The organism is Enterobacter cloacae complex sp. P15RS (assembly GCF_014895905.1).
GTDB lineage: Bacteria > Pseudomonadota > Gammaproteobacteria > Enterobacterales > Enterobacteriaceae > Enterobacter > Enterobacter quasihormaechei.
In genome coordinates this window covers 32,540-49,352 of record NZ_JADBQL010000027.1, presented here as the reverse complement: position 1 = coordinate 49,352, position 16,813 = coordinate 32,540, and the positions used below count along the sequence as shown (strand labels likewise).

Below are 16,813 nucleotides of genomic sequence, written 5' to 3'. Positions count from 1 at the left end.
TGTGTTACCTATGTTCCCGGCCTGATCTGTCACCTATGTATCCGGTCATACAGCAGCGCCACCGGGCAAAAAACCCCACTACAGCGTATTCATCCGCGCCGGACACCGGTCCAGCAGTTCCACGCTGCCGTCTTCGTTCTGCTGCTCCAGCAATACGTCAAACCCCCACAGGCGATGCACGTGCTTCAGCACTTCCTTACGCCCTTTATCCAGCGGCGCGCGGTTGTGCGGGATATAGCGCAGCGTCAGAGAGCGGTCGCCGCGCAGATCCACGTTCCACACCTGAATGTTCGGTTCAAGGTTGCTCAGGTTGTACTGGGACGACAGACGCGAGCGGATCTCCCGATAGCCTTCCTCGTTATGGATCGCCGAGATCTCCAGGTAGTTGTTGCGGTCATCATCCAGTACCGTGAAGAAGCGGAAATCACGCATGATCTTCGGCGACATGAACTGGCTGATAAAGCTCTCATCCTTAAAATCACGCATCGCGAAGTGCAGCGTTTCCAGCCAGTCGGAGCCCGCAATATCCGGGAACCAGTATTTGTCCTCTTCGGTGGGCGACTGGCAGATACGCTTAATATCCTGGAACATGGCAAAGCCGAGCGCGTACGGGTTAATGCCGCTGTACCAAGGGCTGTTGTACGCCGGCTGGAACACCACGTTGGTGTGGCTGTGCAGGAACTCCATCATAAACCGTTCAGAGACTTTTCCCTCGTCATAGAGGTGGTTCAGAATGGTGTAGTGCCAGAAGGTCGCCCAGCCTTCGTTCATGACCTGGGTCTGCTTCTGCGGATAGAAATACTGGCTCACCTTGCGCACGATGCGCAGGATCTCACGCTGCCACGGCTCCAGCAGCGGGGCGTTTTTCTCCATAAAGTAGAGCAGGTTTTCCTGTGGCTCGGAAGGATAGCGACGCGCTTCGGCGACGGTTTTCTCCTCCTCACGTTTCGGCAGGGTACGCCACAGCATATTCACCTGGCTTTGCAGATACTCCTCGCGGCTCTTCTGCCGGGCTTTCTCCTCCTGCAACGAGATTTTCTGCGGGCGCTTATAGCGGTCAACGCCGTAGTTCATCAGCGCGTGGCAGGAGTCCAGCAGCTTCTCCACTTCGTCCACGCCGTAGCGCTCTTCGCAGTCGGTAATGTAGTTACGGGCGAAGATGAGGTAATCAACGATGGAGCTGGCGTCCGTCCAGCTGCGGAACAGATAGTTATTTTTGAAGAACGAGTTATGACCGTAGCAGGCGTGCGCCATCACCAGCGCCTGCATGGTAATGGTGTTCTCCTCCATCAGATAGGCGATACACGGGTTAGAGTTAATGACGATTTCATACGCCAGCCCCTGCTGCCCGTGCTTATACAGCCGCTCTGTCTCAATGAACTTTTTGCCAAACGACCAGTGGGGATAGTTAATCGGCATCCCGACGCTGGAGTAAGCGTCCATCATCTGTTCAGAGGTGATGACTTCAATCTGATGGGGGTAGGTATCCAGACGATAGAGTTTGGCAACCCGGTCGATCTCCGCCAGGTAGACATCCAGCAACTCGAAGGTCCAGTCGGGTCCATCGCTCAGACGGGTACTGTCCCTGGACATGGAATCTATTGTAGCCATTAGCGCGCCCTCGTTGTCGGTCGCTCTCTCTGACTGGAGAGCCTCCTTTCAAGCATAGATCACCCCATTCAAATACGCGGGGCGCAGAAATTTTTTCTTTGCGATTTCCCGTTTTCGATACGGCAAAAAAAGCGGCGTCCACAGAATTTTATACTGGTTAAAAATAACGCGCAGCAGGAGATCCCAAATAAGCGTTATCCCCTGATACAGCGGGATATGTGAGTTAAGTCACCATAAAAAAGTCATATGTTGAATAATATTTTCAACTAGGTTATCAATCTGTAATTAGATGATTGTTCTTTTGCTCATAATGGAGTGGCTATGCGTGTTGTCATACTGGGAAGTGGTGTCGTTGGCGTAACCAGCGCCTGGTATTTAAGTCAGGCAGGACATGAGGTTACCGTTATCGATCGCGAATCCGGTCCGGCTCTGGAAACCAGTGCGGCGAATGCGGGGCAAATTTCCCCGGGCTATGCTGCCCCGTGGGCGGCCCCCGGCGTGCCGCTGAAGGCGATTAAATGGATGTTCCAGCGACACGCGCCGCTGGCGATCAGCCTGGACGGTTCGCCCTTCCAGCTGAAGTGGATGTGGCAGATGCTGCGCAACTGTGACACCCGCCACTACATGGAAAACAAAGGACGGATGGTGCGCCTGGCGGAATACAGCCGCGACTGCCTGAAGGCGCTGCGCGCCTCGACGGGCATTGAATATGAAGGGCGTCAGGGCGGTACGCTTCAGCTCTTCCGCACCGAGCAACAGTATGAAAACGCTACCCGCGATATCGCCGTGCTGGAAGATGCGGGCGTACCGTATCAGCTGCTGGAAGCCAGCCAGCTGGCGCAGGTGGAGCCGGCGCTTGCCGAGGTAGCGCACAAGCTCACGGGCGGCCTGCGTTTACCGAACGATGAAACCGGCGACTGCCAGCTGTTCACCCAGCGTCTGGCGCGCATGTGCGAGCAGGCGGGAGTGACGTTCCGCTTCAACACCTCTGTCGACAAGCTGCTGTCAGAAGGGGAGAAGATTTACGGCGTGAAGAGTGGGGAAGAGGTGATCAAAGCCGATGCCTACGTGATGGCGTTTGGCTCCTACTCTACCGCGATGCTGAAAGGCATTCTGGATATCCCGGTTTATCCGCTGAAAGGCTACTCCCTGACCATCCCGGTGAAAGAGGACAGCGGCGCGCCGGTCTCTACCATTCTTGATGAAACCTACAAAATCGCCATCACCCGCTTCGATAACCGGATTCGCGTCGGCGGCATGGCGGAGATCGTGGGCTTCAATACCGAGCTGCTCAAACCGCGTCGTGAAACGCTGGAGATGGTCGTCGGGGATCTCTTCCCGCGCGGCGGTTTTATTGAGCAGGCGACGTTCTGGACGGGCCTGCGCCCGATGACCCCAGACGGCACGCCGATTGTTGGCCGTACGCCGTACAAAAATCTGTGGACTAACACCGGACACGGTACGCTTGGCTGGACCATGGCCTGCGGTTCGGGCCAGCTGCTAAGCGACCTGATCTCCGGTCGCACCCCGGCTATACCGTTTGACGATTTGAGCGCCGCACGCTATCAATCAGGGTTTACCCCCTCGCGCCCCCAGCACCTGCACGGCGCGCATAATTAAGGAGTTGTCATGTCCCGTCCAATTCTGGCCCAGCTGGATTTGCAGGCGCTGAAGGATAACCTGCAAATTGTTCGCCGTGCTGCGCCGGGTTCTCGTGTCTGGTCGGTGGTGAAGGCTAACGCCTACGGTCATGGTATCGATCGTATCTGGAGTGCGCTCGGTGCCACCGACGGTTTTGCTTTGCTCAACCTGGAAGAGGCCATCCTGCTGCGCGAGCGCGGCTGGAAAGGGCCGATTCTGCTGCTGGAAGGGTTCTTCCATGCGGAAGATCTGCCGCTGCTGGACAAGTACCGACTGACGACCAGCGTGCACAGTAACTGGCAGATCAAGGCCATTCAGGACGCGAAGCTGCACGCCCCGCTGGATATCTATCTCAAAGTGAACAGCGGCATGAACCGTCTGGGCTTCCAGCCCGAGCGGGTTCACACCGTCTGGCAGCAGCTGCGCGCGCTGAAAAACGTCGGTGAGATGACGCTGATGGCGCACTTCGCCGATGCGGAAAAGCCGGACGGCATTGCCGATGCCATGGTACGCATTGAACAGGCGGCAGAAGGGCTGGACTGCCCGCGTTCGCTGTCGAACTCAGCGGCTACGCTCTGGCATCCTGAGGCGCACTACAGCTGGGTGCGTCCGGGGATCGTTCTGTACGGCGCGTCCCCTTCCGGCCAGTGGCAGGATATCGCCAACAGCGGCCTGAAGCCGGTGATGACCCTGCGCAGTGAAATCATTGGCGTGCAGACGCTGAAAGCGGGCGATACGGTGGGCTATGGCAGCCGCTTCCGGGCGTCGGGCGAACAGCGTATTGGTATTGTGGCGGGTGGTTATGCGGACGGTTATCCGCGCATCGCCCCGAGCGGCACGCCGGTTTGGGTCGATGGCGTACGCACGGGCACGGTAGGTACCGTTTCAATGGATATGCTGGCCATTGATTTAACGCCGTGTCCCCAGGCGGGTATCGGCTCGCCGGTAGAGCTGTGGGGCAACGAGGTCAAAATTGACGACGTGGCCGCTGCGGCGGGCACCGTTGGGTATGAACTGATGTGCGCGCTGGCTCCAAGAGTGCCTGTTGTGACGGTGTAACGTGTTCGTGTGCCGGGTGGCGCTAACGCTTACCTGGCCTACGTTCGCGGGTTTTGTAGGCCGGGTAAGGCGAAGCCGCCACCCGGCAAAAAACAGCTACTCCGCATCCTCCTCCATCGGCCTTACGCCGACTTTGCGCACCGCGTTATCTTCTTTTTCGGCCACCGTCCAGATCATCCCGGCAAACTCCACCTGGTCACCCACAACCGGCGCAGCGCCTAATAGTCGCTGAATAATCTCGCCCAGCGTTTGCTGGTTATCGCGATTCTCAAGGCCATCTTCCAGGCCGTAAATCAGCGCCACGTCCGCAAAGCGGGCGCTGGCTTCCAGAATAAAATCGCCAAAGAAACGCTGATCCAGCGCCACCGGCGGCGACTGGCTGAACAGCTTGCCGAGGGCAGGCAGGTCGCGCTCGCGGCCAATCACGCAGAGGATATCGTTCTCATGCAGCCGCGTGCTGCCGGTCGGGTGGAGCAGGGCGTTGTCCCTGAACAGAGCGGCAATGCGCGTTTCAGCCGGCATGTGCAGATCGCGCAGGGAAGCGCCCACGCACCACTTATCGGCGCTCAGTTGATAGACAAACTGTTCCCACGGATTCTCAGGGTGAAGATCCAGCCCTACGCGGGAGACTGGCCAGCCGACGGGCGGCACCACCACTTTGGCCTTTTTCGCCGCCCAGCCCAGGGACGTCCCCTGGAACAGCAGCGACACCAGCACTACGAAAAAGGCGACGTTGAAGAACAGGCGGGCGTTATCCAGCCCGGCCATCATCGGGAATACCGCCAGAATAATCGGCACCGCGCCGCGCAGCCCCACCCAACTGATAAACACCCGCTCGCGCAGGTTAAACCCGCGGAACGGCAGCAGGCCGGCAAACACCGACAGCGGACGGGCGATGAAAATCATCCAGGCCGATAAAAGCAGCGCCGGTATGACGATGGGCAGCAGGTCGGAAGGCGTCACCAGCAGGCCCAGCACCAGGAACATGGCGATCTGCGCCAGCCAGGCCAGCCCGTCGAAGTTTTGCAAAATCGCATAACGGTTACGAATCGGCCGGTTGCCCAGCAGGAACCCGCAGAGGTAAACCGCCAGAATACCGCTGCCGTCCAGCGCGGTGGTGACGGCAAAAATCAGAATGCCGCCGCTCAGGGCGAGCAGCGGGTAAAGGCCGGAGGGGAGCGTAATACGGTTGATCGTATGCTGTAAGAGATAACCGCCGCCAAGACCAATGATAATGCCGAGGCCAAACTGCTGGAGGATGTGCCAGGCAAACATCCAGCTCAGGCCGGTTTCGTGCTGCTGGATCATCTCAATCAGGGTGATGGTCAGGAACACCGCCATCGGATCGTTACTGCCGGATTCAATCTCAAGCGTTGAGCCAACGCGTTCGTTCAGCCCTTTGCCGCCGAGCAGAGAGAAAACCGCTGCCGCATCGGTCGAGCCGACGATCGCGCCAATCAGCAGGCCTTCCATCATATCGAGGTTAAACAGCCAGGCCGCCATCATGCCGGTCAGCCCCGAGGTGATCAGCACCCCGACGGTCGCCAGAGACAGCGCCGGGCCTAAGGCCACGCGAAACGAACTTGCCTGGGTGCGCATGCCGCCGTCCAGCAGGATGACCGCCAGCGCGAGGTTACTCACCATATAGGCGAAAGGGTAGTTATCGAAGGGGATACCGCCGATCCCGTCGACTCCCGCCAGCATGCCGATAGCCAGGAAAATGACAAGAATAGGTATGCCAAGGCGCGATGAAAATGAACTTAATAAAATGCTGAAGGTTACCAGGATGGAACCGAGAATGAAAAGGCTGATTATCGCTGTGGCACCCAATGTCGTCTTACTCCCACCTCAATGTGAACGCTGTTATTAAAACCCTAACATATTAACAACGGTAACAGCGTTTTATTGAGGGGGAATAACGGCTTTTTTATGCCTTTAAGACCGGATGACCGCTGATTGTTAACCGACTGCCTGAATGATCGTGCGTCAGGCGCGCCCGGGCGCCCAGCGGCAGCGTGACGGTTTGCTGCTCATGGCCGAAGTCCAGCCCGGCAATCACCGGAACGTCCAGCCGGGAACGAATGAAATCAATCATCGTCTCGAGGGAGTAGCCCGCATCGTAATCGTTGGGGGCCGATCCGCTAAAACTACCCAGCACAATGGCCGACTGCCGATCCAGGATCCCGGCGTGATACAGCTGCAACAGCATGCGTTCGACGCGGAACGGGTGTTCGTTGATATCTTCCAGCACCAGTATGCCGTCCTCAATCTGCGGCAGCCACGGTGTGCCAATTAGCGACACCAGCATCGCGAGGTTTCCGCCCCACAGCTGTCCTTCACATTCCCAGTACGGTCCGTTGCCTTGCCACTCAACGGTAAAAGTCGGGTTTTGCAGGGCGCGCCAGAAATGTTCCTCGGTAAAAGCATCCAGCTCCGGCGCGCCAAAGTTACCGGCCAGCATCGGGCCGCTAAAGGTAATGACGTTATGCAGTGCCAGCAGGCCGAGCTGGATCGCCGTGAAATCGCTGTGGCCGCAGATCAGCAGCGGATCCTGCTGCTGGCGTGCTGCCAGCCCGGCCCAGTCGATACTCTCCAGCAGCCGGCTCGCACCATATCCGCCGCGCACGGCCAGCACAATGTTGTTTTCACCTTCCAGCGTCGCCAGGCTGTTGATATCGCTCAGTCTCTGCGCTTCCGTACCGGCAAAACGCTGCATGCGGCGGGGGATAATTGTCTGATTTTCTACCTGATGGCCCCTTTCCAGCAGGCGCTGAACGCCCCGCTGTGCCGCTTCCTGGTTGATGCAGTAGCCCGACGGTGCGATGAGATGAAACTGAGGCATGGCAATTCCTTGCTGAATGAGAAACTAATTGTCTATATCATGCCGCTTAAACGCCGCCTGCTTCAAGGGGCGACGTACCGCGATGACCGGCTATAAGGATAGATGACGTGAAATTGAGATGGTTTGCTTTTTTGATTGTGTTGCTCGCTGGCTGTAGTTCAAAACATGATTATCAAAATCCCCCCTGGAACCCTGACGTGCCGGTGAAGCGGGCCATGCAGTGGATGCCGATCAGCGAACAAGCCGGGAAGGCCTGGGGCGTGAGCCCGCGTCTGATCACGGCAATTATTGCGGTGGAATCCGGCGGCAACCCAACGCTGGTGAGTAAATCGAATGCGGTGGGGCTGATGCAGCTAAAAGCTTCGACGGCGGGAAGGGAGGTCTATCGCTATATGGGCTGGAAGGGACAACCCTCCACCAGCGAGCTGAAAAACCCGGAACGTAATATCTCTATGGGAACCGCCTACCTGAGCATTCTGGAGCACGGCATTCTGAAGGGAATTGAGGACCCGGAAGTGATGCAATACGCGCTGGTGGTGTCGTACGTTAACGGGGCCGGCGCGCTGCTGAGAACCTTCTCCTCCGATCGCAAAGAGGCGATAGAAGAGATTAACGATATGGATAAAGATGAATTCTTCGAACACGTTGTGAAGAACCATCCGTCAGCACAGGCGCCGCGCTATATCTGGAAAGTACAGAAAGCGATGGACGCTATGTAATCCCTTTGTCGGGCGGCTGCACGCTGCCCGACGCCTTTCAGAGCACTTTATTCGCGCGTTCACGCGCTTCACGCTCCAGTGAAAAGATGATGCGCTGGAGTTCGCGTTCGGCGCCTGGCCCGACATTCAGGAAGCGAAAGCTCAGGCGTGGCGTCGTAATGGTCTCGTTTTTGCCGTCCACCACCTTGCGCTCGCTGATGGCAATCAGCTGAGCATCAAACCAGAAGCGTCCCCATCCGCCCATATCCAGCTCGATCTGGCTAAAACGCATACCTTCCACCAGCCCTTCCGGCTTCGGCGTATCCATCAACGCGCCCATGCCGCCCAGCGATAAATCAAACAGGCGAAAGCGGATCTCTTTTTTGTCCGGCATTTTTGCCTTACAGAAGTAGGCCGGGTGAAGCGGGGCGCTGATGCGAAAAAACTCACGGCGCTGTACGAACCAGAGATTTTCAGGCAACGGCGCGATAAACGCTGGCAAACCCTGGTAGGCGATCGCGGTGAGGCGAGGCAGCACAAACTCAACTTTTGCTCCGTGCGTTTCGGCCATTACCGAAAGATTTTCTGCCTGTAGCGCGGCACGGTTTTCATCGCTCTGGCTACCCAGATCCACAATCAGGTGCTCTGCCGTCACGTCCAGGATCTTGCTGATAAACTGACGGGTTGTCCAGTTGATGCGCAGCGGCACCTCACCTTTTTTCAGGTCGCGTAACACCCCTAATACAGCCAGCGGATTTTGTTTCAGGAACTGCTCACTGTAGCTACTCACGCCAGATGGCTCCTCGATAGATGACAGACTGTCTCTGGGTTATCGGCAGGCTCGCATGAAACTTAAGACAAACGATCTGTTTTCTCCGCGCATATTGCTTTGCTAATGGAAATGATAATAATTGGCGTTCCCAATATCATCTAATAACAAGACGACACTATGCATACTTCACGTTTGGCGTTATGCGCGTTGGCAGGCGCCGTTACGCTGGCATTGCAGACACAGGCTTTCGCAGAAGAACCCACCATCGTGGTGACAGGAACAGAGCAGGGCGATGCGCTTCCCGGCTGGACCAACAGCGCCACGAAATCAGCCGTAGCGGAAAGTAAAACGCCGCAGGTGATCAACACTATCGCCGCTAAAGAGATCGAGCAGCGGCATGCCGGTTCGGTAAACGAGATCCTGCGCTATGCGCCGGGTGTTTCCACGGAGGTGCGCGGCAGCACTTCTTATATGAGCGAATATAAAATTCGCGGGTTCAACGTTGAGCAGGAGTTCTACAACGGCCTGCAACTTCCTTATAACGTCACGGGTAACACCAAAGCGCGAATCGATCCGCTGTTGATTGAGAGCGTCGATATCCTGAAAGGGCCATCATCCGTGCTTTATGGCGGCGGCTCCCCGGGCGGGCTGGTCAATATCCAGAGTAAAAAGCCGCAGAAAGCGGCGAAAACGGAGCTGGGCTTTAATACCGGCAACCGCAATCTGAAAGAGGGGTATCTGGACTCCACGGGGCAGATCGCGACCAGCGACTGGCACTATCGCCTGCTGGGCAAAGCGACGGAAAGTGACGAACAGGCGCATACCACGCGCTATGAAAACTATCTGGTTGCCCCCTCCGTGACCTGGCAGCCGGACAGCAAAACGCGCCTGACCATTGACGCGCTGGCGCAAAATACGCCGAGCCTGACGCCGTCTGACCCGATGCCGCTGAGCTATCTGCGTTCGAAATACGCCGATCGTCGTGATTACGCCGGCGATGAGTGGAGCGGCTTTAAGCAACGCCAGTGGATGCTGGGCTACAGCTTTGAGCATGAGTTTTACAGCGGCTGGGGCTTTAACCAGAAAGCGCGCTATTTTGATGTGGACACCCACCAGCGCAGCGTCTATTCCACCGGGACGGGCAGTGAGGTCTACCAGCTTAACCGCTTCGCCTACACCACGGATGAAGATTTGCAGAGCTTCAACATTGATAACCAGGTCACCCGCACCGTTGCGCTGGGAGACTGGAAGCATCATCTGCTGGCGGGCTTTGACTATCAGAAGCTGAACTCTCACTTCCACTATCGTTACGCCTCGTCCACGCCGGGTATTGATATGCGCAATCCGGATCGCGGGCAGATCGAAAGCAATGCGCTGGGGCTTTCTACCGCGCAGAAAAACCGGCTGAGCTATCAGCAGAACGGCTATTACGTGCAGGATCAGGTGGAGTTCGGCGGGCTGAACCTGCTGGCCAGCCTGCGCTATGACGACTACCGTTCGGTCACCACCAACTATCTGCAAAACGGTGACAAAGCCTGGGTATCGCAGGATCGCCTCACCAAACGACTGGGCGCGCTTTATGCCTTCGATAACGGGCTCTCGCCGTTTATCAGCTACTCGGAAGGGTTCGCCCCGGTATCGCCGCAGGGTACGCTGACCGCGAAAGACGTTAAGCCCACCACCAGTAAGCAGGTGGAGGGTGGGGTGAAATACTTGCTGGCGGAATACGCAACCACCTTCACCGCCTCGGTGTTTAACATTCGTCAGAAAAATGTGGTGACCAGCGATCCGGGCTTCCTGAACTACCGCCAGACCGGGGAAGTGGAATCTAAGGGCGCGGAGATCTCAGCCATCAGTCGTCCAACGGATAACCTGACGCTGATTGCCAACTACGCCTACACCCACGCCATTAACACCGAAGATGACAAATATCAGGGCAAACGGCCAACGCAGGTCCCTGAGAACGCCTTTAACCTTTGGGGGGATTACACCTTTGACAGCACGCCGCTGAGAGGGGTAACGCTGGGGGCCGGCGCGCGCTACACCGGGCCGATGGAAATCTCGCCGGCTAACGACGCAGGCAAGCTGGGCGGGACTACGCAGTACGATCTGGCGGCTTCTTACCGCATGGGCGAACTGGCGCCAGCGCTGGAGGGACTCACGCTGAAGGCGAGCGCGCAGAACGTCACGAACAAAGAAACGCTCACCTGCTATGACGTGATCAACTGCTGGATAGGCCGCGACCGGACGTTCCAGGTTGGGGCAAGCTACAGCTTCTGAAAAAAGCCCGGTCACGCTACCGGGCCACTTTATTGCACGGACCTTCCCCTCGCCCCTTTGGGGAGAGGGTTAGGGTGAGGGGCGCTACTGCGCCGCCTGTTTTGCAGGCGCGACATCATCGTTCGCCGCAGGCTGATTCTCCGGTACGCTGTCGCACGGCTTCTCTTTCGGGCAGACCATGTCCAGCATCCTGAGCGTCACGCCGTTACTCCAGCCGAAACCGTCCTGCAACGGATACTCGCCGCCGCCACCGCCGGTACCGGTCGAAGAGACGTCATACTTCTCAACCAGCTTCTTCTCGCGATCGTAGGTATGCTGAACGTTTTTCAGGAAACGCCAGGTTACGTCCATCGCCACTTTTTGCTGACCGTAGTTTTGTAACCCTTCCACCGCTACCCACTGCAACGGCGCCCAGCCGTTCGGCGCATCCCACTGCTGCCCGCTGTTGATGGTGGTGGTAGAGATACCGCCCGGTTTCAACAGGCGCGACGACGCGGCTGCGGCCACCTTATCGGCGCGCTCCTGTGACGCGGCCTTCACGTAAAGCGGGAAGAGGGCCGCAGCCGTAAGCTGATTACGGACTTTCTTCGTTTTCAGATCGTAATCCGCGTACCAGCCCTCTTTATCGTTCCACAGGTGGCTTTCCATCGCTTTCTGGCGCGCGGAGGCCAGCGCGTCGTATTTGCTTGCGCTGGCGCTATCGCCGTCTTCCTGGCTGGCGCGGGCCAGCAGTTTCTCCATCTTAAACATCAGCGCATTCAGATCCACCGGCACGATGCTGGTGGTGCGGATGGTATCCAGCTTCTGCGGATCGTCCATCCAGCGGGAGCTGAAATCCCAGCCCGAGGCGGCGGCAGAGCGTAGATCGCGGTAAATCTCCGTGGCCGGACGGTTAGGGTTGTTTTTGGCGGTCGTCACGTCATCCAGCCAGGATTCAGGTCGCGGCGTGTCCCGATCGTCCCAGTAGCGGTTGAGAAGGGCGCCGTCATCCAGCTTCACCACGCGTTTGTTCGCCTGGCCGGGCTGAAGTCCCTCTGCCCCCTCCATCCAGTAGGCATACTCTTTCTCCATCTGCGGACGGTATTTCTTTAACGCGTCGCTGTCATGCGTGGCGAGCAGTTCCACCATCAGCGAGAAGAACGGCGGCTGAGAGCGGCTCAGGTAGTAACTGCGGTTGCCGTTAGGGATATGGCCCCAGGTATCAAGCTCGTAAGCGAAGTTGTCCACCATGTCGCTGATTTTGTCCCAGTGCCCGCTCTCGGCCAGCCCCAGCATGGTGAAATAGCTGTCCCAGTAATAGACTTCGCGGAAGCGTCCTCCCGGCACGACATAGGGTTTTGGCAGGGGCAGGAGGGAGTCCCATTTGTTCGCTTTGTCTGTGGTGCGGGTCAGTACAGGCCACAGACAGTCGATGTGTTCGCGCAGGCTTTGACCTTCCGGGGGAACGTATTTCTCACCCTCCTTCGGCAGGATAAAGTTCATCTCCACGAAGTGGCGCAGGTCAAAACCGGACTGGGTATGCTGCATCCGGTAATCCGCCAGGATCATCAGCGGGTCGCTTTTGGGTACGGCATCCGCGAAGGTTTTCTGATCCGGGAACAGTTTGGCGCTCTGTACGTCATTAAAGAGAGGGCCAAGGAGAATATCCGGTGAGCGTTGCTGGCTCGTTGGCTGGTCTTCAGCATAACCAAATGTGGTAACACCGAGTAGTGCGCCTGCCAGCGCAAGGGGCAAAAAAGCGGGGCGTCGTGCGCGAGGTCTTATCATCGGTTCGTCTCCTGTCTTCACTGAGCAGCGTGACCGCTGTTGTCAATTACCTGAAAACCTTAGACGAATATCGTTAACTTAGCGTGTTGAACATCCCATTTTTCGCATAACCAGACAATTCGGGTGCGCTTTCACAGCACCGGGATCAGATCGATTCTGAGGCTTTGAGCATTAACGAAATGAAACGGTGACTGACAAGCCGGGTAAGCTTCAGGCCACCCGGCTTAAGCCTTACAACCCTTTCTTATCCATCAGCACCGCCAGATCCACCAGACGGTTCGAGAAGCCCCATTCGTTGTCGTACCACGACAGGATCTTCACCATATTCCCGCCAATCACCAGCGTTGATAGCCCGTCGATAATGGATGAGCGCGGGTCGCCCTGATAATCACTGGAGACCAGCGGTTCATCGCTGTAGCCCAGAATGCCTTTCAGCGGCCCGCTGGCGGCAGCCTGACGGAACGCGTCATTCACCTCTTCGGCGGTCACATTGCGGCTCAGCGTTACCGTCAAATCGACAATCGACACCACCGGAACCGGCACGCGCAGGGAATACCCGGTAAGCTTGCCGTCCAGCTCGGGGATCACTTTCCCGAGCGCTTTTGCCGCGCCGCTGGAGTAGGGCACAATCGATAATGCTGCCGCGCGCGCGCCGCGCAGATCTTTTTCCGGCTGGTCATGCAGCGCCTGGCTGTTGGTGTACGCATGGGTGGTGTTCATCAGCCCGTGCTCAATGCCGAACTGCTGGTGCAGCACCTGCGCCGCCGGTGCCAGCCCGTTAGTGGTGCAGCTCCCGTTACTGACCACGAAATGCTGAGCCGGATCGTACAGCGTGTGGTTCACGCCCATCACCACCGTGAGATCGTCATTTTTAGCCGGCGCGGAAATAATGACGCGTTTTGCGCCGCCGCTCGTGATATGCACCGCCGCTTTTTCACGTTCGGTAAAGAACCCGGTCGCTTCTATTACCACCTCAACGCCGGCGTTTTTCCACGGAATATTTGCCGGGTCGCGTTCACTGAATACGGTGATGCGTTGCCCGTCAACCTGTAGCGCGCCGTCCGCCGCTTCAACAGACACCGGCAGCGTGCCGAGCAGAGAGTCATATTTCAGCAGATGGGCGAGGGTTTTGCTGTCCGTCAGATCGTTTATGGCCACAATCTGGAGATCCGGGTTGCCCAGCGCCGCGCGCAGGACATTACGTCCGATACGGCCGAAACCGTTAATACCGACCTTAACCATGATGCACTCCTTATCTGTGTTGTCTGAAGTGACTGTAGGCCTCAGATCGGATGGCGTAAATGACAAAAAAGGATCAGATTACGCCATTTTGCGGCAGTGGAAGCGCTGGCGGTATTCGCCCGGCGTGAGATGAAGCTGCTTTTCAAACACCCGACGCAGGTTAATGCTGGAACCAAACCCGCTTTTTTCGGCAATGACCTCAAGCGGATGCTGGGTCTGCTCCAGAAGCTGGCGGGCGGCGGCCAGGCGCGCTTCAGTGACATAACGGGCCGGTGGTACACCGACGTCACGCGTGAACACGCGGGTAAAATTGCGCGGGCTCATCGCGACCCGTTCAGCCAGCTTTTCGACGCACAAATCTGCGGTAAGGTTTTGCAGGATCCAGCTTTGCAGCTCGCTTACGGGTCCGGTCGCGCCGGACTGCTCCAGATTATAGCGGCTGAACTGTAACTGGCCGCCGGGCCGACGCAGGTACATCACCATATCCTGCGCCACGTTGCGGGCGAGGGTGAAGCCGTAATCGTCTTCCACCAGCGCCAGCGTCAAGTCAAACCCGGAGCTGACGCCGCCGGACGTCCAGACGGGTCCATCCTGAACATAGAGCGGGCCACCCTCAACGTTAACCGCAGGATAGAGCGTTTTCAGCGTATCCAGCAGCCGCCAGTGGGTCGTTGCCCGGCGCCCATCAAGCAGTCCGGCCTGTGCCAGCAGCAACGCTCCGCCGCAAACAGAGGCAACGCGTCGCGCATGCGGCGCGGCAAGGTGCAGCCAGTCCACCACGGCGGTGCTCTCCTGCTCATTTATGCCGCGCCCGGTAATGATGATAGTGTCCAGCGGCTCGCGCGGATCCAGCTCCGGCAGGCGATAGTCCGCCAGCAGGTTTAAACCGGACTGGCCGTGGATCACCAGATGAGGCTGGGTGGTGGCAATAATGATGCGGTAGCGAGGCTGCGCAAGGCCGTCCGGGTGCAGCCGGTTGGCCTGCATCAGAATGTCGGCGATACCGGCGGCTTCAAACAGCATGCCGCCGTCAGGAACGATAATCAGGATCTTCTTCATGTCCTGAAAAGTACCTTTATCACAAAATAAGTCAAGCGGCGGGATGAATGGCCAGGAGGATGTTGGCAGGAAGTAAAAAAAATATGTAGCAATGGTAAAACTTTTAGCGACAGGTATACCGTCAATACCCCTGATTGTGGGGTTAAATGCTTCCTGTTGAACATTAAAAGAACAAAAAGATGTAGCGGGACTTAATTATCAAGGCACAAAAAATAACCCCGAAGGCTAAATTCTCAAAAGTTATTTCGGCACGCGAAATTAATATACTGGCGTTATTTCCCTCTGCCTTGGTTAATGCGGGCACTCGTTAAGAATAAAACTTATCTTTGAAATGCAACAATGTAAATATCCTAAATATATCCCACAGCGCACAGAAAAAATGAAATTCTACTAATTATGGTAGTGGCGATAATAGGTGGCTTACGTTAATGATAGTGGTTCTCTTTTGGGTATTTAATTATTAATTTTCAACTAGATATACGCATTCTCTGACTAAGAAAAAGCAGATTTAAGCTAAGTGCGCATTTTTAATGAGATTAATCCTATAATGCATTGGGCGGATCGTTAAACGCCATTAAGCAGGCGGGAAATATTGAATTGATGGCAAGCTCATGTAAACTTGTCTACCGTTTGTCAAAATATGTCAGGAACACGCTGGGCCTATTTCTGTAGGGCTCGTGCGGTAGCTATGCCCTAAAATAGTTACATGCTGAAAATATCCTGACTATTTTAACAATAGCACCTAAGTCAAATTTTATCCCCTCTCTTCATCCTCTAAATATCGCTACGGAAAAGCATATGAAACTGCGCGTATTGTTATCACTTCTGTTTGTTATGGCGGTGGCGGGCTGTAAGGCGCCGCAGAAACCAGCGATCACCGATGATACGATCGTGACGAGCCAGGTTAATGGCGTCACGCTGACACACCGTCACGCTGTTACCCCGCCGGCGGAGTTCACTCAGGTGAATGAACCGTATCGTGCCATGTACCCGGCATCCCTGATGAGCCGCCCTGACTACGGCGGAAAGGTGATCCGCACGCTTGAGACCGGCAAAACTTACGTTGTGCTGGGGCAGGTTGAACATTTCTGGATGGCGCTGGCCGATGAAGGGAGTGAACAGCTGATTGGTTATGTGCCGATGCGTGCCGTGATCAAGGCTGACCAGTACGAAGCCACCGTGCGTAAACAGGCGCAGCGCCAAAAAGTGCGCAAGAAAACCACCTGCGTCGATGTCGATGGCAACAGCAAAGCCTGCAAAGACAGCGCGAACGGTACCTGGATCCTGAACTAAACGGGTTTCACGAGCATATTTTTATGAATAATAAAAATTTTCATCGGATGTGGTTCCCATTTTTTGCGTTGATTTTCGCGCTGATCGGTGGTTGTACGTCGTCTTCACACAGCGACCCCTCCCGCTACAATCTACAGTTTCAGGCTCATCCTCAAATCAATGATTCTGCGCCGCTTAAGGTCAGAGTGATGCTGCTGAAATCCGATGCGGATTTCATGTCCAGCGACTTCTACTCCTTACAGAACAACGCGTCAGCCACGCTTGGCGCGAATCTGCTGAACAGCGATGTGTTCTTCCTGATGCCGGGCCAGCTTTCGAAAACCCTGAGCGGTCAAAGCTCGCCGGACGCGCGCTATATCGGCGTGATGGCGGAATACCAGGCGCTGGACGGCAAAAAATGGCGTGTCTCACTCCCTTTGCCTGTTCCCGGCGAAAACGCGATTTACCAGTTCTGGAAATGGTCCGCAGATGAACTCCAGGCCAGCGTCTTCCTTGACGTAAACGGTATCCGGGTCATCAGCCAGTAACGCCCTTCATAACAGGAAAGAG

Annotated in this window: 13 protein-coding genes; 6 read left to right on the top strand and 7 right to left on the bottom strand. The window is 56.5% G+C overall.

Annotated elements, in window-relative coordinates; translation table 11 throughout:
* Window positions 1–78 precede the first annotated feature (78 nt).
* On the bottom strand, window positions 79–1,611 hold the full coding sequence (locus IM267_RS17095; RefSeq protein WP_063449601.1) for a SpoVR family protein: 1,533 nt from the start codon (window positions 1,609–1,611) through the stop codon (window positions 79–81).
* A 321-nt stretch (window positions 1,612–1,932) separates the two neighbouring features.
* On the opposite strand from IM267_RS17095, the gene IM267_RS17090 reads away from it, so the two are divergent.
* Together IM267_RS17090 and dadX are read left to right on the top strand one after the other, a co-directional pair.
* Window positions 1,933–3,231, top strand: a complete 1,299-nt coding sequence (locus tag IM267_RS17090; protein ID WP_193033878.1) for a D-amino acid dehydrogenase — start codon at window positions 1,933–1,935, stop codon at window positions 3,229–3,231.
* Window positions 3,232–3,240: 9 nt separating this feature from the next.
* Window positions 3,241–4,311 (top strand): catabolic alanine racemase DadX, encoded by a 1,071-nt coding sequence (gene dadX / locus IM267_RS17085; RefSeq protein ID WP_063449599.1) that lies wholly within the window; start codon window positions 3,241–3,243, stop codon window positions 4,309–4,311.
* Between the two features lie 96 nt (window positions 4,312–4,407).
* Here dadX and IM267_RS17080 read toward each other — a convergent pair whose 3' ends face one another.
* Both IM267_RS17080 and ldcA read right to left on the bottom strand, forming a co-directional pair.
* Entirely contained in the window at window positions 4,408–6,141 is a 1,734-nt protein-coding gene (locus IM267_RS17080) for a potassium/proton antiporter (RefSeq protein ID WP_193033877.1), read from the bottom strand.
* Window positions 6,142–6,238: 97 nt separating this feature from the next.
* On the bottom strand, window positions 6,239–7,153 hold the full coding sequence (gene ldcA, locus IM267_RS17075; protein ID WP_193033876.1) for a muramoyltetrapeptide carboxypeptidase: 915 nt from the start codon (window positions 7,151–7,153) through the stop codon (window positions 6,239–6,241).
* A gap of 107 nt (window positions 7,154–7,260) precedes the next feature.
* On the opposite strand from ldcA, the gene emtA reads away from it, so the two are divergent.
* Window positions 7,261–7,872 carry a membrane-bound lytic murein transglycosylase EmtA gene (gene emtA, locus IM267_RS17070; protein ID WP_063449596.1) on the top strand — a complete coding sequence of 204 codons (612 nt, stop codon included), beginning with the start codon at window positions 7,261–7,263 and terminating at the stop codon, window positions 7,870–7,872.
* 37 nt (window positions 7,873–7,909) lie between these two features.
* On the opposite strand, the gene IM267_RS17065 is transcribed toward emtA, so the two are convergent.
* On the bottom strand, window positions 7,910–8,641 hold the full coding sequence (locus IM267_RS17065; RefSeq protein ID WP_063868503.1) for a flagellar brake protein: 732 nt from the start codon (window positions 8,639–8,641) through the stop codon (window positions 7,910–7,912).
* A 159-nt stretch (window positions 8,642–8,800) separates the two neighbouring features.
* Between IM267_RS17065 and IM267_RS17060 the strand changes: the two genes are divergently transcribed.
* Window positions 8,801–10,903, top strand: a complete 2,103-nt coding sequence (locus IM267_RS17060) for a TonB-dependent siderophore receptor (protein WP_193033875.1) — start codon at window positions 8,801–8,803, stop codon at window positions 10,901–10,903.
* 84 nt (window positions 10,904–10,987) lie between these two features.
* Here the strand turns inward: IM267_RS17060 and IM267_RS17055 are convergent, their stop codons facing one another.
* The 3 genes from IM267_RS17055 to IM267_RS17045 form a co-directional block, all read right to left on the bottom strand.
* Window positions 10,988–12,670: an alpha,alpha-trehalase gene (locus IM267_RS17055; protein WP_193033874.1), complete on the bottom strand. Its 1,683-nt coding sequence runs from the start codon at window positions 12,668–12,670 to the stop codon at window positions 10,988–10,990.
* A gap of 231 nt (window positions 12,671–12,901) precedes the next feature.
* On the bottom strand, window positions 12,902–13,912 hold the full coding sequence (gap, locus tag IM267_RS17050) for a type I glyceraldehyde-3-phosphate dehydrogenase (RefSeq protein WP_193033873.1): 1,011 nt from the start codon (window positions 13,910–13,912) through the stop codon (window positions 12,902–12,904).
* 78 nt (window positions 13,913–13,990) lie between these two features.
* Window positions 13,991–14,971, bottom strand: coding sequence for a GlxA family transcriptional regulator (locus IM267_RS17045; protein ID WP_193033872.1), 981 nt, complete (start codon window positions 14,969–14,971; stop codon window positions 13,991–13,993).
* 798 nt (window positions 14,972–15,769) lie between these two features.
* Between IM267_RS17045 and IM267_RS17040 the strand changes: the two genes are divergently transcribed.
* Window positions 15,770–16,264: a hypothetical protein gene (locus tag IM267_RS17040; protein ID WP_063449590.1), complete on the top strand. Its 495-nt coding sequence runs from the start codon at window positions 15,770–15,772 to the stop codon at window positions 16,262–16,264.
* 23 nt (window positions 16,265–16,287) lie between these two features.
* A complete protein-coding gene (gene tssJ, locus IM267_RS17035) occupies window positions 16,288–16,791 on the top strand; it encodes a type VI secretion system lipoprotein TssJ (RefSeq protein ID WP_063868509.1) in 504 nt (167 codons plus the stop codon).
* The last annotated feature ends 22 nt before the right edge of the window (window positions 16,792–16,813 follow it).

Coding starts and splice junctions, on each gene's coding strand:
- IM267_RS17045 (WP_193033872.1), bottom strand. CDS start 14,971: ATGAAGAAGATCCTGATTATCGTTCCTGACGGCGGCATGCTGTTTGAA.
- IM267_RS17055 (WP_193033874.1), bottom strand. CDS start 12,670: ATGATAAGACCTCGCGCACGACGCCCCGCTTTTTTGCCCCTTGCGCTG.
- IM267_RS17040 (WP_063449590.1), top strand. CDS start 15,770: ATGAAACTGCGCGTATTGTTATCACTTCTGTTTGTTATGGCGGTGGCG.
- IM267_RS17060 (WP_193033875.1), top strand. CDS start 8,801: ATGCATACTTCACGTTTGGCGTTATGCGCGTTGGCAGGCGCCGTTACG.
- gap (WP_193033873.1), bottom strand. CDS start 13,912: ATGGTTAAGGTCGGTATTAACGGTTTCGGCCGTATCGGACGTAATGTC.
- ldcA (WP_193033876.1), bottom strand. CDS start 7,153: ATGCCTCAGTTTCATCTCATCGCACCGTCGGGCTACTGCATCAACCAG.
- tssJ (WP_063868509.1), top strand. CDS start 16,288: ATGAATAATAAAAATTTTCATCGGATGTGGTTCCCATTTTTTGCGTTG.
- IM267_RS17095 (WP_063449601.1), bottom strand. CDS start 1,611: ATGGCTACAATAGATTCCATGTCCAGGGACAGTACCCGTCTGAGCGAT.
- IM267_RS17090 (WP_193033878.1), top strand. CDS start 1,933: ATGCGTGTTGTCATACTGGGAAGTGGTGTCGTTGGCGTAACCAGCGCC.
- dadX (WP_063449599.1), top strand. CDS start 3,241: ATGTCCCGTCCAATTCTGGCCCAGCTGGATTTGCAGGCGCTGAAGGAT.